General features: G+C 39.1%; 19 protein-coding genes and 1 pseudogene. 11 read left to right on the top strand and 9 right to left on the bottom strand.

Going from position 1 to position 22,428, the window contains the following annotated elements; all coding sequences use genetic code 11:
- The first annotated feature begins 475 nt into the window (after nt 1–475).
- Together H5182_RS06720 and H5182_RS06715 are read left to right on the top strand one after the other, a co-directional pair.
- Nucleotides 476–1,465 carry an FHA domain-containing protein gene (locus tag H5182_RS06720; protein WP_182759755.1) on the top strand — a complete coding sequence of 330 codons (990 nt, stop codon included), beginning with the start codon at nt 476–478 and terminating at the stop codon, nt 1,463–1,465.
- Nucleotides 1,449–4,040 carry a serine/threonine-protein kinase gene (locus tag H5182_RS06715; RefSeq protein WP_182759754.1) on the top strand — a complete coding sequence of 864 codons (2,592 nt, stop codon included), beginning with the start codon at nt 1,449–1,451 and terminating at the stop codon, nt 4,038–4,040. Before H5182_RS06720 ends, H5182_RS06715 begins: the two co-directional genes overlap by 17 nt.
- Here the strand turns inward: H5182_RS06715 and H5182_RS06710 are convergent.
- Entirely contained in the window at nt 4,037–4,585 is a 549-nt protein-coding gene (locus H5182_RS06710) for a hypothetical protein (RefSeq protein ID WP_145238997.1), read from the bottom strand. The genes H5182_RS06715 and H5182_RS06710 overlap by 4 nt on opposite strands.
- Nucleotides 4,586–4,800: 215 nt before the next feature.
- Between H5182_RS06710 and rmuC the strand changes: the two genes are divergently transcribed.
- From rmuC to H5182_RS06695, 3 genes are read left to right on the top strand one after another with little or no spacing between them, the layout of a single operon-like run.
- Nucleotides 4,801–6,270: a DNA recombination protein RmuC gene (gene rmuC / locus H5182_RS06705; protein WP_182759753.1), complete on the top strand. Its 1,470-nt coding sequence runs from the start codon at nt 4,801–4,803 to the stop codon at nt 6,268–6,270.
- 5 nt (nt 6,271–6,275) lie between these two features.
- Nucleotides 6,276–7,187: a hypothetical protein gene (locus H5182_RS22305; RefSeq protein ID WP_259397117.1), complete on the top strand. Its 912-nt coding sequence runs from the start codon at nt 6,276–6,278 to the stop codon at nt 7,185–7,187.
- 16 nt (nt 7,188–7,203) lie between these two features.
- Nucleotides 7,204–7,782, top strand: a complete 579-nt coding sequence (locus H5182_RS06695) for a DJ-1/PfpI family protein (RefSeq protein ID WP_145238987.1) — start codon at nt 7,204–7,206, stop codon at nt 7,780–7,782.
- On the opposite strand, the gene H5182_RS22300 is transcribed toward H5182_RS06695, so the two are convergent.
- Nucleotides 7,779–8,669, bottom strand: a complete 891-nt coding sequence (locus H5182_RS22300) for a LysR family transcriptional regulator (RefSeq protein WP_257326690.1) — start codon at nt 8,667–8,669, stop codon at nt 7,779–7,781. The genes H5182_RS06695 and H5182_RS22300 overlap by 4 nt on opposite strands.
- A gap of 100 nt (nt 8,670–8,769) precedes the next feature.
- Here H5182_RS22300 and H5182_RS06685 point away from each other — a divergent pair, with 100 nt between their 5' ends.
- The 3 genes from H5182_RS06685 (at nt 8,770) to H5182_RS06675 (ending at nt 12,451) form a co-directional block, all read left to right on the top strand.
- The gene (locus H5182_RS06685) at nt 8,770–9,261 is read left to right on the top strand and encodes a DUF2938 domain-containing protein (protein ID WP_145238984.1); all 492 of its coding nucleotides are present in this window, start codon (nt 8,770–8,772) and stop codon (nt 9,259–9,261) included.
- Between the two features lie 9 nt (nt 9,262–9,270).
- Nucleotides 9,271–9,912, top strand: a complete 642-nt coding sequence (gene tmpT / locus H5182_RS06680) for a thiopurine S-methyltransferase (RefSeq protein ID WP_182759752.1) — start codon at nt 9,271–9,273, stop codon at nt 9,910–9,912.
- 196 nt (nt 9,913–10,108) lie between these two features.
- Nucleotides 10,109–12,451 carry a S9 family peptidase gene (locus tag H5182_RS06675; RefSeq protein WP_182759751.1) on the top strand — a complete coding sequence of 781 codons (2,343 nt, stop codon included), beginning with the start codon at nt 10,109–10,111 and terminating at the stop codon, nt 12,449–12,451.
- 190 nt (nt 12,452–12,641) lie between these two features.
- Here H5182_RS06675 and H5182_RS06670 read toward each other — a convergent pair whose 3' ends face one another.
- Nucleotides 12,642–12,953 (bottom strand): hypothetical protein, encoded by a 312-nt coding sequence (locus H5182_RS06670; protein WP_182759750.1) that lies wholly within the window; start codon nt 12,951–12,953, stop codon nt 12,642–12,644.
- A gap of 108 nt (nt 12,954–13,061) precedes the next feature.
- Here H5182_RS06670 and nhaR point away from each other — a divergent pair, with 108 nt between their 5' ends.
- Nucleotides 13,062–13,955 carry a transcriptional activator NhaR gene (gene nhaR, locus H5182_RS06665; RefSeq protein WP_145238972.1) on the top strand — a complete coding sequence of 298 codons (894 nt, stop codon included), beginning with the start codon at nt 13,062–13,064 and terminating at the stop codon, nt 13,953–13,955.
- 189 nt (nt 13,956–14,144) lie between these two features.
- Here the strand turns inward: nhaR and H5182_RS06660 are convergent, their stop codons facing one another.
- From H5182_RS06660 to H5182_RS06645, 4 genes and pseudogenes are all read right to left on the bottom strand, one after another.
- Complete coding sequence (locus H5182_RS06660) at nt 14,145–14,789, bottom strand: hypothetical protein (protein WP_145238969.1); 645 nt, start codon at nt 14,787–14,789, stop codon at nt 14,145–14,147.
- Nucleotides 14,790–14,953: 164 nt separating this feature from the next.
- Nucleotides 14,954–16,179: pseudogene (locus H5182_RS22620) on the bottom strand (HipA domain-containing protein).
- Between the two features lie 34 nt (nt 16,180–16,213).
- Nucleotides 16,214–16,501, bottom strand: a complete 288-nt coding sequence (locus H5182_RS06650; protein WP_182731199.1) for a helix-turn-helix domain-containing protein — start codon at nt 16,499–16,501, stop codon at nt 16,214–16,216.
- Between the two features lie 209 nt (nt 16,502–16,710).
- Nucleotides 16,711–17,559, bottom strand: coding sequence for a LysR family transcriptional regulator (locus H5182_RS06645; protein WP_182759749.1), 849 nt, complete (start codon nt 17,557–17,559; stop codon nt 16,711–16,713).
- 129 nt (nt 17,560–17,688) lie between these two features.
- Between H5182_RS06645 and H5182_RS06640 the strand changes: the two genes are divergently transcribed.
- Nucleotides 17,689–18,360 (top strand): FMN-dependent NADH-azoreductase, encoded by a 672-nt coding sequence (locus H5182_RS06640; RefSeq protein WP_182759748.1) that lies wholly within the window; start codon nt 17,689–17,691, stop codon nt 18,358–18,360.
- Nucleotides 18,361–18,519: 159 nt separating this feature from the next.
- Here the strand turns inward: H5182_RS06640 and katG are convergent, their stop codons facing one another.
- Nucleotides 18,520–20,697: a catalase/peroxidase HPI gene (gene katG, locus H5182_RS06635; protein WP_182759747.1), complete on the bottom strand. Its 2,178-nt coding sequence runs from the start codon at nt 20,695–20,697 to the stop codon at nt 18,520–18,522.
- 309 nt (nt 20,698–21,006) lie between these two features.
- On the opposite strand from katG, the gene H5182_RS06630 reads away from it, so the two are divergent.
- Nucleotides 21,007–21,837: an alpha/beta hydrolase-fold protein gene (locus H5182_RS06630; protein ID WP_182759746.1), complete on the top strand. Its 831-nt coding sequence runs from the start codon at nt 21,007–21,009 to the stop codon at nt 21,835–21,837.
- Nucleotides 21,838–22,081: 244 nt separating this feature from the next.
- Here H5182_RS06630 and H5182_RS06625 read toward each other — a convergent pair whose 3' ends face one another.
- Nucleotides 22,082–22,291, bottom strand: coding sequence for a cold-shock protein (locus tag H5182_RS06625; protein ID WP_016706518.1), 210 nt, complete (start codon nt 22,289–22,291; stop codon nt 22,082–22,084).
- Nucleotides 22,292–22,428 lie beyond the last annotated feature (137 nt).

The following is a 22,428-nucleotide window of genomic DNA, read 5'->3' as shown; positions in this document are numbered from 1 at the left end:
TTTTAGTAATGATTGAGCCAGCCCATTTTGAGCTGGCTTTTTTTATGTCTGCAATTGGGAGCCGTTGCATTATTTCAATAAATTTAAATTTATTTTTGAACTAAGTTAATTTAGGGGCGTCTACTATTATGCTTGTTGTTAAATTGCAGTTTCCGCAGGCATCATGTTGATTCCCAAGTTTTAGTTACTTATTTTAGTAATATTAGGCCAGCTTACCTTAAGCTGGCTTTTTTTTATATTTCACTCTTTTTACTTATCCCTTTAATAAAAGATTGCTGTAATAGTACGTAATGTTTATTTTGCCTTTTTATTTCTAAAATACTGTTATCTGGCCGCAATTGTTTGCGGATAAATCTATGAATTCATTAAATGTTAATTTTTTGTTTCATTTTGATTTGGTTGTGTCTATTATGGAGAATTGATTGTAATATCAATAGTTAGACACATACCTCGTCATTCTTTAAAGGTAGTGATAATGGCTTATTTAATTAATAAACATACAAGCGAATATTGTTTTTTATATGCGCATCATAGTTTTGGGCGGTTTCAATATTCTGTAGATACACTTGTCAACGATCTAAGCGTGTCGAAAATACACACCATTATTGAGTGGTTGAATGGGAAGTGGTATATCCGTGACTTAAGCCTGAATGGTACTTGGTTAAATCATAAGCGTTTGGTGAAGGATGACTCTGAAGAATTAAGTATTGGCGATAAGATTTATTTTGCCGGTAATTCAGAGGTTACTTATGTAGTTAAAGATCTCAGTCCACCTACAGATCAATTAATTAAGTTAGATGACGAGCAAAGTAAAACAGCCGAGACAATTAAGCTTAATCATTACCACCTATTGCCAGAGCAGCAACCTGATAGCGTGGTTGTTTTTGAGCAAAGTAGCGGCCAATGGTTGTTAGAATCATTACACGATGATGAGTTTACGATACGAGAAGTCTTAGAAGATCATAGTATTATTACCTTAGGTGGCAAACAATGGATGTTTCTTTCTAGCCATCTGGAAGTTGCAACCCAGATGAGCTCTGTACCACAATTGTATATAAGTGATTTAGACTTTATTTTTAACCTAAGTTTGGACGAAGAAACATCAGAATTAAAAGTTCAACATCACAATAATAATAAAGATTTTGATTTGCATGTTCGCTGCCATCACTATTTAACCTTAAATTTAGCGCGCTATAGAGCTTTAGATGCTAAAAAAGGAGTATTACCAGCTAACCAAGGTTGGGTAAATACGGAGCAATTAGTGAAAGATTTAGGTGTCGACATGCGCTATTTAAATATACAGATACATCGTGCTCGTAAGCAGTTTTCAGAAGTTCTAGTCAATGTTCATGATGCTGAAAATATAATCGAAAGACAATTGCGAAAAGTGCGGTTTGCTGGTGCATCCTTTATGATTTATAAAGGGTGTGAATTAGAGAGTACCTCGGATGTCGTTAGAGCATGAAACAGTATTAAAATTTAATAAAGTCATCACTAACTATAAATTAATTAAGCTACTTAACCAAGGAGGAATGGGAAGTGTGTATCTTGCAGAGGATACACGTTTAAAGCGCTATGTTGCGATTAAATTATTAAAGCCTACTGAGCACTCAGTAGAACATAGCGATCCCTTGGTTGAAGCACAGCTGCTTGCCCGTTTAAATCACCCAAATATTGTACAAATACACGATGTACTTTTGTATGAGCAGCAAATTTGTATTGTAATGGAGTACTTAAAAGGTAAAACATTACAGCAGTTTCAACATCAGCACGTCACCACACTCTCCGAAAAGCTTAATTTATTAGCACAACTGTGTGCTGGTCTAACCCATGCCCATAGTCAAGATGTAATGCATTGTGATTTAAAACCTAGCAATATTTTAATTGATAAAAATGAATTGAAAATCACCGATTTTGGTATTGCAACATTACAAAATAAGCCGCTTGGTGAGCAACGTGATGAATCCAGTTTTGGCAGTGCTAGTGCGATGTCCCCTGAGCAGCTTAATAAACAGCCGTTAGATTTTCGCAGTGATTTATTTTCTTTTGGTATGCTGGCCTATATGTTTATTAGTGGCCGTCATCCATTTGGTGAAGGATCTGCGCAAACGATTGCTAATAATATTGCCAACGGTAAAGCGTGTAATGCACATGAGATCATTCCCAAGTTACCTAATGAATTATGTGATTTACTAAATCAATTATTACAACGAAAAAAAGACCGCCGCCCTGTTGATGCTCAAAGTGTAGAGCGTAAGTTACAAGCCGTTATTATAGCTATTAAACAGCAAGAAATTTTGGCGCAAGACACAGTTCCACTAGAGCAACTCGCATTACAAAAAAAACCGCCTAAAAAGACTGTTTTTTTAGGGACTTTGCTTTGCATAGCCGTGGTTGCAACAGGCTTAATGTATAAGCTGCAAGTACATAAACCAGCAGAGCACTATGTTGCATTTTTACCTCCGGTGGTAAAATCAGCCGCACTGTTATCTGCAGATACAAATATGCTCAAAGCCACAATTGATGATGCTATTAGGCAAAGTATTATTAATAGTAAGCAGTTAAATCTTATTTCGCAGGATGAGGTTGCGCCTATTGTACAAAGCGGCAAGGCTAAACTTACTTTTGTAGATAAGTTACATAAATTAAAGCAAGCAACGGGAGTACAAGAAGTGGTGACCGCTGAGCTTAATTGTATGCAACCACAATGCTATTTAACGTTAGTTCGGCTCGAGGCGCCAAATTGGACGGTAAAAGCGCGCAAGCAATGGCCGATTATTACTGATAACTATAGTCAAATGTACCATTCAAGCAGTCAGCAATTAACAGCTCTTTTTCCTGATTTTGATAGTAAATATATTACAATGGCGCAACTTAGTGACAAAGTACAAATTGAGCATATAGAGCTTTATCAAAAAGTGCAGCAAGTAGGTGATTACACTGAGCAATTATTTATGCGTATTAAAGAGGCTATTGAACAAACCCCGCAGTTATATGCCAATTATGAGTTACTACGTGAAGTCGCACTGAGTTTGTATCAGCAATCACAGCAAACAGAGTATTTAGATATTGCCAATAAGTTACTTTTTAACTCACCAACTGCGTATCAAAACACCCCTGCATTTGCTAAAAATGCAATGCTAATCGCGGTTGCTAGACAAGATTGGTTAGCGGCTAAACAGTACTTGACTAAAGCTGAGCAAGTTGGAGCTAATACATTAACGCTTTATGAGTTACAGGGAACCCTTTACTTACAGCAAGACCAGTTACCTGAAGCACAACAGGCATTTGAACTTGCATTAAAAATACGCGTCAGTCCAATTATAAAGCTGAATTTAGCGCAAGTACTGTGGTGGCAAGGTCAAATTGAAGAGGCAAAGCAGCTGCTTAATGAAGTTATAAACGTAAGTCCTCAAAACTACATGGCAAATCAATTATTGGCCGATATTGCTCTTACCGAAGGGGACTTAGTAATTGCAATAAAGCAATATAAACAGGCTATTGAGATTAAACCTGATAGCATAGATTTAAGTAACTTAAGTATTGCGTATTCGTTACAAGGAGAGTTTGAGCAAGCATTAGTAGTTGCCCAACAGGCGGTTGATATAAACCCAGAGCATATCAGCTTTCGCCTTAACCTTGCTGATATTGAAAAAGCTTTAGGGCTTAGTGAATCATACCCAGCTAATTATTTAAAGGTAGTTGAGCTTACGCAAAATCAACACACCCTTGATAGTTATTTAGAAGTCGCGCAAGCATATAGCCAACTTGGCGAAGCTAAACTAGCCTTACAAGCATTAAATAAGGCAATTAGTATTGCGTCAGATCACAATGAATATGTGTTCACTGCAGCGCTTGTGTATAGTGTGATTGGTGAATATCAGTCAGCATTAATGTATATAGAAAAGTCATTAGTGATAGGCTATCACCCGATGTGGTTTAATTTACCCTGGTTTAAACCTTGGTGCCAAAAAGAAGAGTTTATTGCGTTAATACTGCAATATGACCCTTCTTTTAGTTGTGCTAGCGTTTTAAATTAAAGGGTATTGCCAGGCCTACGAACAACAATTTTTGGATCTTGTGACATATAAATCTTGCCCGAAGGTACGTGTTTAGCTGTATACCTAAACGAAATAGGTAAATACTCAGTTTCTTTGCCTTCGGTTACTTCAACAACTTTTTCAAGGTTGTCTTTATCAACACCTAAAAATTCGTAGGTTGGTTCTACTTGAGCAATTGTTAAAACTAAAGTGTTGCCATCTGTGATCTCGGTAGAGATATTATATTGGCAATTGCTATCTGCACCACAATATTCAACGCCATTCCCATAAAATTCCCAATCGGCAGCCACTGATGGATCTAGGCTGATAATAAGCTCTACGTATTGTTTTTTCTCAATGCTTTTTGCATCGTTATTTTTAGCATTATTAAATAAAACACTTAGTGATTCAGTTGGGTTTGTTTCGCTATTGAAAAACGTTAACCAATTTTCTTGAGTATGAGGTAAAACAGTTAACGTTTTAACGGAAAAGTAGTTATCTGCTTTACATTGCACTTCAATATTTGGGGTATTGATTTCGTTCATTTTTTCAGTCCTTGTATTGTTGTATAAGTAAAAACCACTTGTTGGTTTTTATAATTATTCTGAGTGTAGAATAAAATAGTTTATATAACGAATTAAGATGAGTATTTTGTAATGTCCTGTAATAATTTTTCGGGTCATAAAAAAGTAAAAAAACCTATCTTGGTATTTTTAGATTGGCTATCATGAACTGTCTTTTGGCTAATTAAAGTTTATTTATGTATATACAGTTACTTACAGACATTGATTGGGTAAGTGTTGGAATTGGTTTTAGTGTTGGCGCGGTGCTTTTTAGTGTTATTAATGCAAGCCGTGGTAAGCGACTAACAGCAGAGCTAAGTGAGCAGCAGCAACAACTAGCTTTATTGCAAACACAGTCCAATGAAAAACAGCAGCAATATACTGCCTTGATAGATGAACACGATTTACTTAAACAAAGCCACCAAGAACAACGCGACGAAACTCAGCACTATAAAACCCGCTTCACTGAGCAAGAAAAGCAAAGCCAGCAATACAACCATTATTGGCGCAAGGCTGAAGCTGATTTAACAACACTACGAAGCGAATACAATGCCCGTGATGTTGAGCTCAATAATATGCGCACTATGCTTGAGCAAAAGCAAAGCCATTTTGAGCAGCAGTTACAACATATTAAAGAAAGCAAAGAGCAGCTTAAAAAAGAGTTTGAAAACCTTGCTAATCAAATACTCGAAGAAAAATCGCAAAAATTTAAAGTCCTTAATCAAGAAAGTATTGAGCAGCTGTTAAAACCTGTCCAAGGTGAGCTAAAAGGCTTCAGGGATAAATTGGAATCAATTCATGTTGAAGATGTAAAACAACGTGAAGCTCTGAAAATAGAGTTATTACATCTACAAGCGAAAAGCCAAGCAATCACTGAGCAAGCAGACAGGCTCAGTAACGCATTGCAAGGGCAAAAGAAAACCCAAGGTAATTGGGGCGAATTAATGCTTGAAAACGTGTTAGACAGCGCAGGACTGCGCGCTGGTACTGATTATAAACGCGAGGTATCGTTTAATACCGAAGAAGGCCGCCTGCGCCCTGACGTGGTGGTGTATTTGCCTCAAGGTCGGCATTTAGTGATTGACGCTAAAACTTCGCTAAACGCTTACACTCGCTACGTAAATGCAGATAATGAACTGCAGGCTCAACAAGCAATTAAAGAGCATGTTGAGGCTGTAAAAGCGCGTATTAATGAGCTGGCGAGTAAATCATATGATCGCTTATCTGGGCTTAACTCTCCTGAAGTGGTGGTGATGTTTGTGCCGATAGAATCAGCTTTTGTTGAAGCCCTTAAATACCAAAGTGATATTTACCAACAAGCGATAGAAAAGAACATTCTGGTTGCCACCCCCACTACCCTCTTAACCAGCTTAAATATCGTGAAACAGTTATGGCGCTTTGAGGAGCAAACTAAATACTCCAAAGAATTGGCAAACCGCGCCGAACGTTTTTATAACAAGCTCAACGGCTTTTTAACCAGTATGGAAGGCGTTGGTAAGCAACTAGATAAAGCCAAAGAAAGTTATGACAAAGCGTTTTCGCAGTTATATCGCGGAAAAGGCAATTTAATTAAACAAGCATCTGAATTTAAAGAGTTAGGGGTGTCGGTGCAAAAAGAGTTACCTCAGGAAAGTGTTGAGAGAGCTCACCTTGAATTGGATCAATAGAGAAAATGAAACAGCTGTTAAACAAAGGAATTGCAACGCTAAAATCGGTATCAGATAAGTTTACTGATGAGCTTAATAAAGGCTATGTTTTAGCCAAAGAAAAGGTCAATGGATTACCTATTTTCATATCGTTAGAACATTGTGGAAAAGTAAGTCCGATATCATTTGACGAAAAGCACTATTTTGTAATTCCTTTTGAATTATCAGAGTATAAGTTTGCTTTACATACTATGCGTTGTTTACCTAACGGTGTACCAGAAGTGAATAATCTACCCAAGCGGCGCATTTTTCATTTTCCTAATGAGCATGCTGAAGCTGGGCTTAGGCTGTACATGTTAAATAGTACTAATGAAATAATGCTACAGCAAGCTGCAGAGCGCACTAACACCTTGCAATCACTTGCCAATGACATCGACGCGTTAGATCGAAAGCTTACTTATGGCATGTTATTAGTAGGCGGCCTTGCTGCCATTGCAAACCCTGCTATTGGTGCGGCGATTGCTGCAAAAGCGGTCTTACCTAGTTTTACTGGGCTATTTAATAAATATGGTATACGCGCATCTGGCGATAAGTTATCACAGTATCAGCTCGAAAAAGCAGTAAAAGAAGCACAAAATAGTATAATACAAGAGTTTGAAGCCTCGAATACAGTGCAAGTTATTAACCCTATTTTACAAGAACTAGCACTTACATTAAGAACAACCGAAGCGGAACATGATCCCTTAACTAGTTTTAACTTAGCTGATGGATCTATTCCTGAATTAGCTAATGATACTTGGCGAGAGCTGACTGAAGCAGCTATTTGTCATGTTTATAAAGAAGTTTATGATGACTCGTCGCTACATAAACAAGCGCACTTAGATGCTAAAGATTTAAGGTGGTTAAAATTACTATTTGACGTGAATGAAGCAAAGTAGATAAGGCAAGCAAGCGATGAACATTGGTATTTATATTTACGATGATGCCGAAGTGCTGGATTTTTCAGGCCCATTCGAGGTGTTTAGTACCGCTAAACGACTCGCTAATAACGATTGGCAGGTGTGTCTTATTGCTGAAAACAATACACCTGTTATGGCGCGCGGTGGTTTTAGTGTAAACCCCCATTACAGTTTTGTTGATCACCCCGCTATTGATTTGCTCATTGTTGTTGGTGGTGTACACACTGTTGAACTTGAAAAACCTGCCGTAATAAACTGGATACGAGAAACCGCTGGTGCTACTGCTAAAGTTGCCTCAGTGTGTACAGGCGCTTTTTTACTGGCCAAAGCGGGTTTACTCGATGGCTTAACGGTTACCACGCATTGGGAAGATCTTGCGGATCTCGCTAATATGTTCCCTCGGTTAAATGTGATCAGTAATAAGCGCTGGGTATCACAAGATAAATTCACCACTTCAGCGGGTATTTCTGCAGGAATTGATATGAGCTTGCAATTAGTTGCTGAGCTGGGGAGCCCTGAGCTTGCAGAGCTTACGGCAAAACAAATGCAGTACCAGTGGCACAAAAAAATTTAACTGTTCGGTAACTGTTCACTGATAAAGTTATGCATATAATCTCTAAGACAAACCGCTTTTTTACTAAGTAAACGACCACTTGGCCAAATGGCATAAATTTCTCGCGGCAGGCTTTGCCATAGTGGCAATACTCTAACTAACTCTTTTGTTTGTAGCTCATTTATAATTTCAAAGCGCGGTAACAAACCGATACCTTGATGATCCGCAACTTGATATTTTACAAAGCCAGTATCGTTATAAATGCTTTTAAAGCGGCACATGTGTGTGTAAGTAGCACATGATTGCGTGTTCGTTAATAGCCATTTATTTCTAAGTGTTGTACCAATTAAACGGTGATGTTTTAAATCGTTCGGTTCAACAAGTTTTGCTGCATTTGTTAGGTACTCAGGTGATGCGACTAAGATAGAGTCGGCTTCTGCGAGCTTTTTTTGCTGTAATAACGAATCAGCTTGAGGGCCGATCCTGAGCGCTAAATCAGCTTGGTTTTTAATAATATCGTCAAGTTGATTACTTAAAATCAGCTCCAACTGAATATCAGGGTATTTCTTGCAAAACGACAACCACATCGGCTTTAAAAAACCATGACAGATATTCAGTGGCGCGAGCACTTTTAGCTTACCACTAAGTTGTTCTTTTTGTTGATTGAGTTGATAACGAGTTTGTTCAAATTGCTCAACTAAGTTGGCATAACTTTGATAGTACACCTGCCCTTGTTGTGTGAGTGTGCATTGGCGTGCAGAGCGATGCAGCAGTTTTTGCCCAAGGCGAGATTCAAGGCGCTGTAAACGCCGCGTAACTGTTGCCGCAGGCAGCGATAAATACTCCCCCGCTTGAGACAATCCTCCTTGTTGTACTATGTGCACAAACAGCACTATATCATCTAGCATGATTCCACTTTTGCAATTTAAGTTTGATTAAAGCTTTATATTTAACATTTTAGTAAGTCTATATCATTGCTCTTAGGTTTTCTTGTTAAAGAGTATTTTTATGGAACACAGTATTAATTGGGTAGCTGTTATTGTTATCGGTGTAGGCGCAACAGCAGTGCTTGATAGTTGGTCGCTATTACTTGCGAAAGTGTTTGGCGTGCCATCTTTAAACTTTTGTATGGTCGGTCGCTGGATAAGCTTGATGCGAAGTGGTCAATTTAAACATACAGCAATAAACAAAGCGCCATCGCAAAAAGGCGAATGCGCAATCGGTTGGTTTATCCATTATGTAATAGGCGTTATTTTTAGTTTTACTTTTTTATTGGTTATGTCAAATGACTGGCTAGTATCCCCCCGCCTAATACCCGCCCTTATATTTGGTTTAGCCACAGTATGTATGCCTTTTTTTATTATGCAACCTGCGCTTGGGCTGGGTATTGCTGCGAGTAAAACGCCAAGACCAGCGTCGGCCAGAGTTAAAAGCTGTGTATCACATTGTGTATTTGGTGCAGGAATTTATATCAGCTCGCTTGTTTTATTGCTATTTTGAGGAGCTACTATGTCTGCTGATTATTGGTTAAATCGTTGGAAAAACAATGATATTGGTTTTCATGAAAGCCGAGTAAATCCATACTTAGATCGTTATTTTACTAACTTGAAAATTCCTCAAAATGGCCGAGTTTTCGTGCCTTTATGTGGTAAAACAAACGACATTGCATGGCTACTCGAGCAGAATATACAGGTTGTGGGCGTTGAGCTCTGTGAAAGCGCCATTAAACAACTATTTGGCTCTTTAAATGTTGCACCTACAGTAACGGTGCACGACAAGTTTAAACTGTATAGTGCGGATAATTTGGCTATTTGGGTGGGAGATATTTTTGCACTAACCGCCAACTTACTTGGATCTGTTGATGTTACATATGATCGCGGATCATTAGTAGCCCTGCCTTTTACACTACGTAAAAAATATAGCAGGCATGTAGTGATGATCACACAAAAAGCACCACAGCTACTTATTTGTTGTGTATATGATCAGTCTAAACGCGATGGCACACCATACAGTATTAGCGCTCAAGAGGTATTTGATCACTATCACCATGCTTATTCGCTACAACTAATTAGATGTGAAGCTATTGCGAATGGAGTTAAAGGCGTTGTACCGGCAAATATAGTTGTTTGGCAGTTAAACAAAAAAGATTAAACTTTATGTTGTATATTGCATGTAATGTTTGGGGTCAATGGATGAATGCTTGCGATGAACGTTCTGATCTTATATGCAAACTTTGCTAAAGTATCTGTAGTTAACCTTGCTCAGTTTTACGAGCGAATCATTTTGTCACTTCCTCAACCATTTGAACAAATACAATAACTAATAACAGCACTTTTAGGATCATATAATGAATATAATCAAAACCTCAGGGCTTGTCCTGTCGGTATTGGCTGGGCTGTCGCTATCAGGCTGTTCGGTAACACACAACGTCACGGCTACAACAACGATGAATCAAATTAGCAATCCACTTTCGCTTGAACAAATCTATAAAGATAAATATTTCAAAGCGCAGCGTAGCACTTACTTTAAATGGCTTGATGATGGCACCGGCTACACCGTGCTTGAAGAACGTGGAAGCGAAAAAGATAAAAAAGACAACGCTGAAAATACCAAAGCAGATGACGAAAAAGAGCACGGTGTAAAAGGCAACGACATTGTATTTTACAACGCCGATGGTACTGGCCGCAAAGTTCTAGTTGAGTTTGAAAAACTACTGCCAGAGGGCGCAGATGAGCCATTTGCAATCGAAAGCTACCAGTGGTCAAAAGACGGCAAATGGTTGATGGTATTTACCAATAGCGAGCAAGTGTGGCGCTCTCGCAGCCGTGGTGATTTTTGGCTCTTAAACCTTGAAACCAATAAATTACAGCAACTCGGCGGTGAGCAACCAGAACCTAAAAAACTGATGTTTGCTAAATTCTCACCAGACAGCTCAAAAGTAGCTTACGTGCGTGATAGCAACATTTATATGCAAGCGGTTGGCAGCAACAAAGTAACAGCGCTTACAACCGATGGCAGCGCTAAAATCGTTAATGGTAACTTTGATTGGGTTTACGAAGAAGAATTCAGCATTGCTGATGGCTTTAGTTGGAGCCCAGATAACAAATCAATCGCCTATTGGCAGCTTGATACCAACGGCGTTAAGTTTTTCACCATGATCAACAACACCGACGAGCTTTACCCTACTTTAAAAGAGTTTCCTTACCCAAAAGCCGGTGAAACTAACTCGGCAGTACGCGTGGGGGTTGTTAGCCTTGCTGATAAGAAAACCCGCTGGGCCAAACTTGAAGGCGATAATCGCGACCGCTATATTCCTCGTATTAGCTGGGCAGGCACCGGTAAGGAATTAATGATCCAAGACTTAAACCGCCCGCAAAACCACAACAAGGTTTGGCTGTTCGATTGGCAAAAACAGCAATTGACCAAAATTTTAGAAGATAAAGACGATGCTTTTATCGAGTGGTTTTACAAAGCCAACTGGTCAAAAGATGGTAAGTTCTTTATTTGGCACAGCGAGCGCGACGGCTGGCGTCACCTTTATCGTGTATCTCGCGATGGTAAAACCATTATCGATTTAACCCCAGGTGATTACGATATTGTTGATATGCTGGCGCTAAACGAAGATAAGAACGTGATGTATTTTACCGCTTCGCCAGACGATGCAGGTCAACGTTATTTATTTAGTACGTCTTTGGATGGTAGTAGTAAACCTGTACGCGTAACGCCTGCTGAATTTCAAGGTTCAAACAGCTATTACATGTCTAAAGATACCTCATGGGCAATGCACACTTACTCACAATTTGGCACGCCGCCAACTAAAGAGATCATTAAAGTAAGCGATCACAGTAATGTTAAAACCTTAGTTGAAAATAAAGAGCTGAAAGAAAAACTGGCTGAGCAAAGCTTACCAAGCCACGAGTTCTTTAAAGTGAATGCGAGCGACGGCACCGAGCTTGACGGCTACATTATGTTCCCTGAAAACATGGATAACAGTAAAAAATACCCAATCGTTTTTTACGTGTATGGCGAACCGTGGGGCTCAACAGTGCAAGACCGCTTTGAAGGCGACAGCTACTTGTATAAATCACTGCTAACACAAAAAGGCTTTATTGTGGCATCGGTTGATAACCGAGGCACACGCGCACCAAAAGGCCGTGATTGGCGTAAATCGATTTATAAAAAAATCGGCTCAGTCACTGTACAAGACCAAGTTGATGCGCTTGATGCCATGGCAAAACGCTGGGATGTAATAGACACCGACCGTGTTGGTGTATGGGGTCACTCAGGCGGTGGCAGCTCAACCCTTAATTTATTGTTCCGCCATGGCGATAAGTTCAAAGTCGGTATTGCCTCAGCACCGGTGCCAGATATACGTTTATACGACACTATTTATCAAGAGCGTTATGCGGGTAACCCAAATACCGATCCTGAAAGTTACGACAACACCTCGCCAATTACCTTTGCCAAAAACCTAACCGGTAAGCTATTGCTTATTCACGGCACAGGGGATGATAACGTTCATTACCAAGGCTCAGAGCGTTTAATTAACGAGCTTGTTAAGTACAACAAACAGTTTGAGTTTTTCTCATATCCAAATCGCTCACATAGCTTACGAGAAGGCAAAGGTACCACCTTGCACTATCACACTATGATGGCCGATTTTTTTGAAAAGAACTTATTGAATAAGTAATCGCTTTAAAAAAGTTAGATGCTAAAAAGCCACACACTAACAGTTAGTGTGTGGCTTTTTTAATCAAAATGGTGTGAGGTTTATAAAATAAAGTTAAAGGTCAAAGGTTTGAGTCGTTTTAGTGTTAAACGTACTTTACGCAAATAAAAAAGTAGCATCCGTGCCACTACAAGTGCGATATTAAGAAAAATTAAGAGCTTGGTTGCGAAGGTTGATACTTACTAACGAGAATTTGCTGCAAACTTTTTAGTGCCCGCTTTATAGCTTGTAGCATGCTCCTTCCTTTGGTATTTACATTTATGCTTGGCAAACCAGGTAGAAGAATATTGATTTTGCATTGCTGCAAAGTACCCAGCCGCTCGTTTAATAGATCATTAATTTGAATATCTACTTTACGAATATTTAAAGCATGTTTTGCCAACTGGCTTTTCACTAATTTCAAAATTGACATTTTTTCACTTGAGTTAATTGTTTTGTTTTTAACCGTAAGTTTTAGCTTCATGCAATTACACCTTTAGTAGCACCTGTGTTGCAGGCATGGATGTAATCTACTAACTTAGTAACAAAGGATAAAGCTGATTATTTCTGATTTAAAGACAGGTTTTTTCGAATGATAACCAACATAAACTACAATCACTTATACTATTTTTGGCAAGTGAGTAAGCACGGCAGTATTGCTGCTGCCAGTAAAGTACTCAACTTAACGCCGCAAACGGTCAGCTCTCAAATTACCAACTTAGAGCAACGATTAGGTAAGCCACTGTTTATTCGCCAAGGCAGAGGGCTAAGACTAACTGAGTTTGGCCATGTCACTCAGCAATACACAGATGATATGTTTGCTATTGCCCATGAATGGCTAGAAACTACCCAAGGTGATATTGCGCAATTGTCACGAACACTAAAAGTAGGCATTTCGGATGTATTACCAAAATCATTAGTTTCTAAGTGGCTAGCCCCTTTAATTGATAACGAGCGTATTACAAACTTACATTGCATTGACGGTCAGCAAGATGAGCTGCTCGCGCAAATGACGGTTCATAAGCTCGACTTAGTTTTAGCTGATAAACCGCTTGATACCACATTACCATTTAAGGCTTTTTGTCATGAAATAGGAAAAAGCCAAATAGCTCTCTTTGGCAATGCAACATGGCACTCGCAATTATATAAACAGTTTCCACAATCTCTTAATAATAAGCCTTTAATTCTCCCTGCAAAAGGAAGCCCAGTCACACGTGCTATTCATTATTGGCTGCAAGAACAGGGTATTGAAGTATCAATAGCAGGCCATGTTGATGACAGCGCATTAATGAAAGCATTGGGTGAGCAAGGATTTGGGGTGTTCCCTGCGCCTATTTTGGTCAGAGCCGAAGTTGAGCGCCATTATGACGTTAGCTATATTGGTACAATTAATAATGTTTATCAGCATTATTATGCCTTTACTCCCGACAGGTTAATTAAAGACAGTATTTACGATGAATTTATTAAGCATGCCCAAATGACGTAAATTTTAGCTAATAGCTTTACACGCGTTAAAACACTAAAAAGCCAGACTTTAATTGCTCTGAAGTGTGGCTTTTTTAATCAAGTCGTAATGGGGGTTTACAAAGGTTGGGTAGAGTGCAACGAAACCCCAAAAAATTTGTAGGGATTGGCTGAGGGAATAAATGACCCATGGCATTTTAGTTATATGTTTCTATATTTTAGAGATACTGTAAGGCTTTAATTTTTTTAGCTCTCTAGATTTGTTAACTAAACTTTCGATAAAAGGTAAATAGTTCTCTTCTGATGCCAGTACTTTTAATAATTTTTGAGCTATACCTTTTACTTCTTTAGTCCACTCCCTGTCCTCAATATCGTCAGTAACTTGTTGGAAAAACTGTATAGCTTGGTCTATGTCACCACTTATTAAACATACCATACCTCTATTATATTTTGACCATATAGAGCTATTCTCATTGAGTTTGTTAATTACATGCTCTTTTAAAGATTTTTTATCGGAAAATAAATTTCTAATGTGTAAAATTATAGGCTTTGCTTCATCTACTAATACTTGAACTTGATGTTTAAATTGTTCTTCTGATTCAAACTCAACAAACTTTATTTCTCTAAAAAAGCGTACATCAAACGAGTAATATTCTTTTGGATACCATTGAAAGCATACCGCAATATTGAGAGAGGTGCCTTTTTTCCACCTTGAGGGCTGGAATTCTATTACAGTTGTCCAAAGGCCATTATCATCAAGCCAGACTCTTGATTGTCCTTTTCTTTTAACTCCTATTGGTTTAAATGCTTCTCTTACAATTGTATTAATAATCTTTTGATGCGGTGAAATGGGCATGCTTTTCCCTCATATTGTTATCCTTTATGGTCAGTACAGCTTTCGTAATTTGTATTATTTCAATAGCACTTTGCGATAAGGACATGCTTAATAGTATAATTTAGCAATACGTGTTCAAATCATAGGTTAAACAAGTTTTGTCGTTTGTTGCCATTAAACATAGTTTAACTCAACTTCCCAACCATTTCTTTAACCACTAAAAACTGCACTTCTCTTAACATTCTTAACTCCGCTACGCGCACATCTGCAGGTGGCATATTTTCAACTTCTTGGTATAAGTTACTAAATTCACTCTCTATATTTTCTAAAAAATAACTTAGCTGCTTTACTGCTGTAGAGTTTGGAATACCTAGCTCTTTTGCAAAAGCGATAACATCAGCTTTGTTGACATCACAGAAACGTTTTTTATCGTTTATGGGAACAGGTAACGCTTCTTCTAGAGGCTTTGCACCTTCTGGAACATAAATAATGGTGCTTAATAAATCATAAAACGGTGTTATTTGCGCAGACCCGTTTTCGTAATAAAAACTGATATTTTTTAAATGCGCATCCCCGTTACCGACTAATAAATTATAAATAATCCATTGATATAATTTAATGGCCGTTGCAGCTTTAGGACGTACGTTATTGAGTATTTTCTGGTATGTTTCAACCGTTGATGCAGAATATTTGGAGTGCCTGCTATAACTTAATAACTGGCAACTATCTATAATATGCTTACGCTCTTGATCAGGGTAACTTCCTGTACGGTCAAAGCGTTCAACTAAATAGGCTGGCTCGGCGTATAAATGAGTTCTACATTCGGTACATCTAACCCTAATCGTCCCGCTAGTTTCATCATAAACCACTCATTGCATGTCGTTTGCCAATATTGGTCTGGCTCAGAATGATCGGGTTTGAGTATATGTGTTGAAGGTGTGCCTTCGTTTCCTTCAAATAACTCATCACCGAGCTTAATAACCAGCATTTTATGTTGCGGCCCAGCAAGTGACATACGGCTACTTTGGCGGCTATTTAACAGTGCTCTGGGCAAGTTTTTGATACGACTAGATAACTCTGAAAAAGCTAATGGTATAGCGCTTGGGGCTGGAAAATCAATATGCTCTGGTAATAGGGTTAAAGCACCAGCAGATTCAATACCGGATGCAGTTAGTAGAGCAAATGAATCCTCATGATCAACTCTCACTTCTTTAGCTAACAATTCACGAGCATTTTCTTCTGGCAGTAAATTATCAAAAAACTGTTGCACAGGACGAGTAGTACCAGAATCAAGAATCACATGCTCTTGCAGTGGAATACTGGGAGTTATTGCAAATTTATTCGCCGAGTTAAGCCAAGCTTGATCATATTTAAAAGACCAAAAGCCGTTACTATCTTGTAATTGGCCCATGAGCTGTTTGCCAGCATAAACATCGAGTGATCTATTATTCATGGCCAGCCACCATGTTCTGGATTTGAGTTATTAATTTATTTTTAGCTTTTTCATCGTGTTGAGGTACAACTACGTCTATTTTTACCTCTAAACCTAAAGCTTCCATTAAATCGAACGCGCGGCCAATCGATAGCGAACCTGTGCCATTTTCAAAGTCACTCACTGTATTAATGCTAATACCGGAGAACTCCCCTGCTGTTTTTTGATCAAATTTTTGGCTTTTTCTCACTATACTTGCCAATTTACCTAATTGTTTTGCTGACTTTATCGTGACTTCCATTACCTATCCAAAATTCACAGTATTCTATGAATAATAGTTAAAAACTTATAGAAAAGCTAATAATTCACAATATTTTGTGAATTAAAACAGGAGGTAATTAAATAAAGAGTAAATTCACAGTATTCTGTGAATTATTCCAGAAATAACCATGGAATAGCATGAATTCACAATAAACTGTGAATTTATGGTGTTTCATAAATTTAACGGTATCAATCCAACAGTCCTTCTACCCATTCTAAAACTAGGCGTGTATCTCGGGTTTGAAAGCGCTGTTTATTGGGTATGTAATAACAAAACTCAGATTCAACCGCGTGAGTATTAAAGTTTTTAAGTAACTCGGTGTTTAAAAGTCGTTGCACAAGAGTGGTTGAGCAAAACACCAGTCCTGAGCCTGCCATAGCTTCTTGAATGCCAAATAGCTCTTGGTCAAAGGTTTTAATAATAAATAACGCAGGATCTAAGTTGTTTTGAGTAAGCCATTGTTTAAGTGGTGGCTCACTCAGGGCGTTGTTTTTCCATTTTGTGGTATACAGCGTAACAGGGCCATTTTGCCATGGGATATCGGCTGCTTTGTGTGAGCCAAATAGATTAAATTGTTCGGTTTTTATAATGTCATCTGCGTTTATATTGCGCTGCTGGCCAAAGCGAATGGGTAATGTGTGCAATTGTTTATCAACGGCTTCACTGGTTGATATATCTACCTCAAGATTAGGCTGGTTTATAGATAATTCCTGCAATGCGGGTATTAAGCGCAGGGCGGCCAGTGACGAGGTGGTGGTTATTTTAACTGTTGCCCCTGTGGCTTGCACAGTTGCCAGTGCTTGGTCGATGCGGTTAAAGCCGTCACTTGTGGCCGCACTTAAATATTCACCAGTGGGAGTGAGAGTGATCTTTCTTACTTGGCGGTAAAATAAATCCACATTTAAACGGCTTTCAAGATTATTTATATGGTGTGAAATCGCGGTTGGCGTGAGTGAGAGTTCATCAGCGGCGGCTTTAAAGCTGCCTAAACGCGTCGCAGCTTCAAAGGCTTTAAGCGCTTGTAGTGATACTTGCATAAGTGATATTCGCAAATGATGAAATTAATTATAGGTGAGTATAACTTACTTATAGTTGAGGTTAACTCGTTTGTGAAAAGCCGCTGTTAGTTAGATGATTACTGCACAATTACTAACAGGATAAACAGCATGACCACCCTATTACACATTGATGCAAGCATCAGAGCCGTTAAAAATGACAATCCAGATCACGATTCAATCTCTAAAAATATAGCTAAGCGTTTTATAGAGAGCGTTACTCAGCAGCAAAACATAGATGAGTATATTTATCGTGATGTAGGTGTTAATCCGCCGCCTTTTATTACCCAAGACTGGATAGGTGCGGTATTTACCCCTGACGATAAAAAGACTGCAAAACAACAACAGTTACTGGCCTTGTCAGACACATTAATCGCTGAAATTGCAGCCGCTGATATTATTGTGATTTCCTCGCCTATGTATAACTACGGTATGCCCGCACAGTTAAAGGCGTGGTTTGATCAAGTTGTGAGGATCAACAAAACCTTTGATTTTGATCTGGCCCGTGGAGACTTTCCATTACAGCCTTTACTAGGCGGTAAAACATTGGTTGTGATCACCTCAAGCGGTGAGTTTGGTTTTGAGCAAGGCGGTATACGTGAGCATATGAGCCATTTAGTGCCCCATTTACGTACTTTGAGCAAATATTTAGGCGTGAGCACAATTCATGAAATTGCTTCTGAGTATCAAGAGTTTGCCGATATTCGTCATCAGCAATCGTTAAGTAATGCTTACAGTCAAGCAACAGAACTGGCACTACAACTTACCAATATGGCTATTTAGAATAGCTAAATATTACTCGCTTTCCTGTAGTATTTTTAGCCAAGTTGTAATGGGGGTTTACAGTCTATTTTATTTTTACAAATACGAATTTTCGGTTTTTGACATAAAAAGCGCGAGAATATTAACTCTCGCGCTTAAGTTATACATTTTTTGCTTTAATTAAATATCAAAGCGGTCTGCGTTCATTACTTTCACCCATGCATTAACGAAGTCTTGTACAAAACGCTGTTTGTTATCGTCTTGCGCATAAAATTCAGCAAGTGCTCTTAAAATAGAGTTGGAGCCAAACACTAAGTCAACACGGGTAGCGGTCCATTTAGTATTACCGGAGCTGCGCTCAATAATGTTATACGTGCTTTTACTTGCCGGTTCCCAGCGATAGTTCATATCGGTTAGGTTAACAAAAAAGTCATTGCTTAATGTGCCTACATTATCGGTGAATACACCATGCTGGCTGCCACTGTGGTTAGTGCCTAGTACACGCATCCCACCAAGTAGTACCGTCATTTCAGGGGCAGTTAACCCCATAAGTTGTGCTCGCTCTAAAAGTAGCTCCTCGGCTGAAACGGCATAATCTTTTTTCTGCCAGTTTCTAAAGCCATCATGAATTGGTTCTAATACATCAAACGACTCTGCATCGGTCATGTCGTCGCTCGCATCGCCGCGACCTGCTGCAAATGGCACGGTGATATCGACACCCGCGGCTTTTGCAGCTTGTTCAACTGCAGCAGTACCGCCAAGTACAATTAAGTCCGCTAAACTCACTTGTTTGCTTAAACTTGCTTGCACTTTTTCAAGAGCCGTTAATACCTTAGCAAGTTTTTCTGGCTCGTTACCTTGCCAATCTTTTTGCGGGTTTAAGCGAATGCGTGCGCCATTGGCGCCACCGCGATGATCAGAGCCACGGTAAGTACGGGCGCTGTCCCATGCAGTGCTGATCAAGTCACTGGCGCTAATGCCTGCATTTAGCAGTTTGTCTTTAAGTTCGCTAATTTCAGCATCAGATAATGTGTAATCTACGCTTGGGATGGGATCTTGCCAGATCAAATCTTCGCTTGGTATATCTGCACCTAAATAGCGAGATTTAGGGCCTAAGTCACGGTGAGTGAGTTTAAACCAAGCCCGTGCAAACACATCAGTGAAATAGTCAAAATCATTATAAAAACGTTCAATAATTTTGCGATAGCTTGGGTCCATCTTCATTGCCATATCGGCATCGGTCATAATCGGATTTAGGCGAATTGATGGATCTTCAACATCAACAGGTTTATCTTCCTCTTTAATGTTTACCGGTTCCCATTGGTTTGCACCCGCTGGACTTTTGGTAAGCTCCCATTCGTAATTTAACAGCAGATAGCAATAACCGTTATCCCATTTAGTTGGGTGAGTTGTCCACGCACCTTCTATGCCTGATGTCATAGTATCGCGGCCTATCCCACGCGTTTTATGGTTGTTCCAACCTAGGCCTTGCTCAAATACATCTGCGGCTTCAGGCTCTGGGCTAAGATTCTCTTCGCTGCCATTGCCATGGGTTTTACCCACCGTATGGCCACCCACCGTGAGCGCTGCGGTTTCTTCGTCATCCATCGCCATGCGAGCAAACGTTTCGCGTACTTGTGCCGCAGTTTTGAGTGGATCTGGCTGGCCGTTTACGCCTTCTGGATTAACATAAATTAACCCCATTTGCACTGCAGCTAACGGGTTTTCCATGGTGTCTGGTTTTGCTACGTTGTCGTAACGTTCATCACTTGGCGCAAGCCATTGCTTCTCCGCGCCCCAATAGACGTCTTTTTCTGGATGCCAAATATCTTCACGCCCGCCGGCAAAACCAAAGGTTTTTAAGCCCATTGATTCATAAGCCATATTGCCTGCTAAAATAATTAAATCGCCCCACGATAACTTATTACCGTATTTTTTCTTGATAGGCCAAAGTAAGCGACGTGCTTTATCAAGGTTAGCGTTATCAGGCCATGAGTTCAAAGGAGCAAAGCGTTGGTTACCTGTACCGCCACCACCACGGCCGTCAGCTAAACGGTATGATCCTGCTGAGTGCCACGCCATACGGATCATCAAGCCACCATAATGACCCCAATCGGCAGGCCACCAATCTTGGCTTTGTGTCATCAGATTTTTTAAATCGGTTTTAACGGCTTCAAGATCTAATTTTTTAAATTCTTCAGCGTAATTAAAGTCATCGCCATAGGGATTAGGTTTAGTATCGTGTTGATGAAGAATGTCTAAATTTAAGGCCTTTGGCCACCAATTAGTATTGGAATTAGACGATTGTGTATTGCTACCGTGCATGATTGGGCATTTACCCGCACCTGAATTGCTCATTTTTAGCTCCTGTATCGGAATATAAAACTCGGTCTATAAATCACTGTGTTTAAAAGCTTAGTTCATAACAATTAACTTGCTACTGAATGTAATATATTGATTGATAAACCCTGTTTAAGTTCATCCTTTGTACCAATATAGAAGATTAACGATTAAAAACTAGTGCTAAATCACGATTTAAAGCGATTGCAGCTATCGATTAATCTGATGTTTATTGTTAAAAAATAGTGGCAGTAAAATGGCCACACGTATATTGAGTTATTTGATAAGCTGTCTGAATTAATTATAAAAAAGAGTTATTAATTAAAAATGGTTAATTTGAAGTGTTTAGTTTGCTTTCTTATTTTGTTTTCAACTTTTAGCAGCGTTGCTGAGCAATCGTTTGAAATCCCCAGAAGTGCGGTTATAGAGCTTACCGATCAGCAGGCAAAGCTTAGCTATCCTTTATTTATAAAGCTCCCGCGCAGTTACAGTCGAAATAAAGATAAAACATACCCTGTTGTTTACCTCCTTGATGGCTCGTATGCGTTTCAAGTGGCATCCGGGGCGACGCGTTTTGCTATGAACAGTGGCGCCATGAATGAAGCAATACTCGTTGCAATTGGTTATTCGCAAGGCTCTAAAGGGTCATCAAGCCGTATTAGAGATTACACACCAAGTAAAGCAAAGGATTGGCAGCTCGAAACGGGTAAGGCCGAGCAACATGCTGCTTTTATTCGTGATAATGTGTTTGCTTATATGCAAAGTAATTACCGTGTGACCTCTAACCAACGTACTTTAGTAGGTAATTCATTGGGGGGCTTATTTGCTGCTCATGTACTTTTTACCCAGCCTAATATGTTTGAAAGTTACATTATTGGTAGCCCGTCGGTGTGGTTTGATAATGAGAGCATACTATCTCAGTCGATTACTACAGCTAAGCAAGACGTTAGGGTTTACTTATCGGTAGGTAGTAAAGAAACACCTGAATTTGGCGAAGGGCAAGATATGATAACTGGAGCTAATAAGTTAGCGAGTAAAATACGTCAAGGGGATGCTAAAAATATACAGCTTGAGTTTTCTATCATTGAAGGAGCAAAGCATGCGACGGCATTTCCAACCACGCTGATCCAAGGTTTAGATTGGCTATACGCAAAATAGCGCAGATATTAATACCAATCGACTTAAATATTTAGCCTTTCTAGCGCGCTAAATAAAGCGCTAACGGCGTTATAAATTTTTCATGTAGAACAACTACATATCAAAATTCATGCATTGTTATCACTCTATTTATCCGTCGCTATAAACTACCAATAACTTAACACGATTGGTATAAAAAAACCCACTGATAAATTAATATCAGTGGGTTTTTAATACGTTAAAACGTATTAACTAAAACAATCGTTTAGATACAAACGATGTTTTCAGCTTGTGGGCCTTTTTGACCTTGAGTAACAGTAAACTGTACACGTTGGCCTTCAGCTAGAGTTTTGAAGCCGTCACCGCTGATAGCGCTGAAATGAGCGAAAACGTCAGGACCTGACTCTTGCTCGATAAAACCAAAACCTTTTGCTTCGTTGAAAAATTTAACTGTACCAGTTGTAGTTGTAGACATAATAGATATCCTAGATATTAATAAAAGTGTGCCTAAAATCAGGCGGTTTAGCTGAAAAAACAAGTATTTAACTGAGGATAACGCGATGAATTATTACTAATAACAACGTGGTACGTACAAATAAACAGAATTTCTTT

Origin of the sequence: Pseudoalteromonas sp. SG44-17 (genome assembly GCF_014164235.1) — a bacterium.
GTDB lineage: Bacteria > Pseudomonadota > Gammaproteobacteria > Enterobacterales > Alteromonadaceae > Pseudoalteromonas > Pseudoalteromonas rhizosphaerae.
This window is presented reverse-complemented; position numbering and strand designations above follow the sequence as displayed.

Excerpts from the sequence above, each read along its gene's own strand:
- H5182_RS06625 (WP_016706518.1), bottom strand. The coding sequence starts at position 22,291 with ATGTCTACAACTACAACTGGTACAGTTAAATTTTTCAACGAAGCAAAA.
- H5182_RS06695 (WP_145238987.1), top strand. The coding sequence starts at position 7,204 with ATGAACATTGGTATTTATATTTACGATGATGCCGAAGTGCTGGATTTT.
- H5182_RS06710 (WP_145238997.1), bottom strand. The coding sequence starts at position 4,585 with ATGAACGAAATCAATACCCCAAATATTGAAGTGCAATGTAAAGCAGAT.
- H5182_RS06640 (WP_182759748.1), top strand. The coding sequence starts at position 17,689 with ATGACCACCCTATTACACATTGATGCAAGCATCAGAGCCGTTAAAAAT.
- H5182_RS06685 (WP_145238984.1), top strand. The coding sequence starts at position 8,770 with ATGGAACACAGTATTAATTGGGTAGCTGTTATTGTTATCGGTGTAGGC.
- H5182_RS06650 (WP_182731199.1), bottom strand. The coding sequence starts at position 16,501 with ATGGAAGTCACGATAAAGTCAGCAAAACAATTAGGTAAATTGGCAAGT.
- H5182_RS06675 (WP_182759751.1), top strand. The coding sequence starts at position 10,109 with ATGAATATAATCAAAACCTCAGGGCTTGTCCTGTCGGTATTGGCTGGG.
- rmuC (WP_182759753.1), top strand. The coding sequence starts at position 4,801 with ATGTATATACAGTTACTTACAGACATTGATTGGGTAAGTGTTGGAATT.
- H5182_RS06645 (WP_182759749.1), bottom strand. The coding sequence starts at position 17,559 with ATGCAAGTATCACTACAAGCGCTTAAAGCCTTTGAAGCTGCGACGCGT.
- H5182_RS06670 (WP_182759750.1), bottom strand. The coding sequence starts at position 12,953 with ATGAAGCTAAAACTTACGGTTAAAAACAAAACAATTAACTCAAGTGAA.
- tmpT (WP_182759752.1), top strand. The coding sequence starts at position 9,271 with ATGTCTGCTGATTATTGGTTAAATCGTTGGAAAAACAATGATATTGGT.
- katG (WP_182759747.1), bottom strand. The coding sequence starts at position 20,697 with ATGAGCAATTCAGGTGCGGGTAAATGCCCAATCATGCACGGTAGCAAT.
- H5182_RS06715 (WP_182759754.1), top strand. The coding sequence starts at position 1,449 with ATGTCGTTAGAGCATGAAACAGTATTAAAATTTAATAAAGTCATCACT.
- H5182_RS06720 (WP_182759755.1), top strand. The coding sequence starts at position 476 with ATGGCTTATTTAATTAATAAACATACAAGCGAATATTGTTTTTTATAT.
- H5182_RS22305 (WP_259397117.1), top strand. The coding sequence starts at position 6,276 with ATGAAACAGCTGTTAAACAAAGGAATTGCAACGCTAAAATCGGTATCA.
- H5182_RS22300 (WP_257326690.1), bottom strand. The coding sequence starts at position 8,669 with ATGCTAGATGATATAGTGCTGTTTGTGCACATAGTACAACAAGGAGGA.
- H5182_RS06660 (WP_145238969.1), bottom strand. The coding sequence starts at position 14,789 with ATGCCCATTTCACCGCATCAAAAGATTATTAATACAATTGTAAGAGAA.
- nhaR (WP_145238972.1), top strand. The coding sequence starts at position 13,062 with ATGATAACCAACATAAACTACAATCACTTATACTATTTTTGGCAAGTG.
- H5182_RS06630 (WP_182759746.1), top strand. The coding sequence starts at position 21,007 with ATGGTTAATTTGAAGTGTTTAGTTTGCTTTCTTATTTTGTTTTCAACT.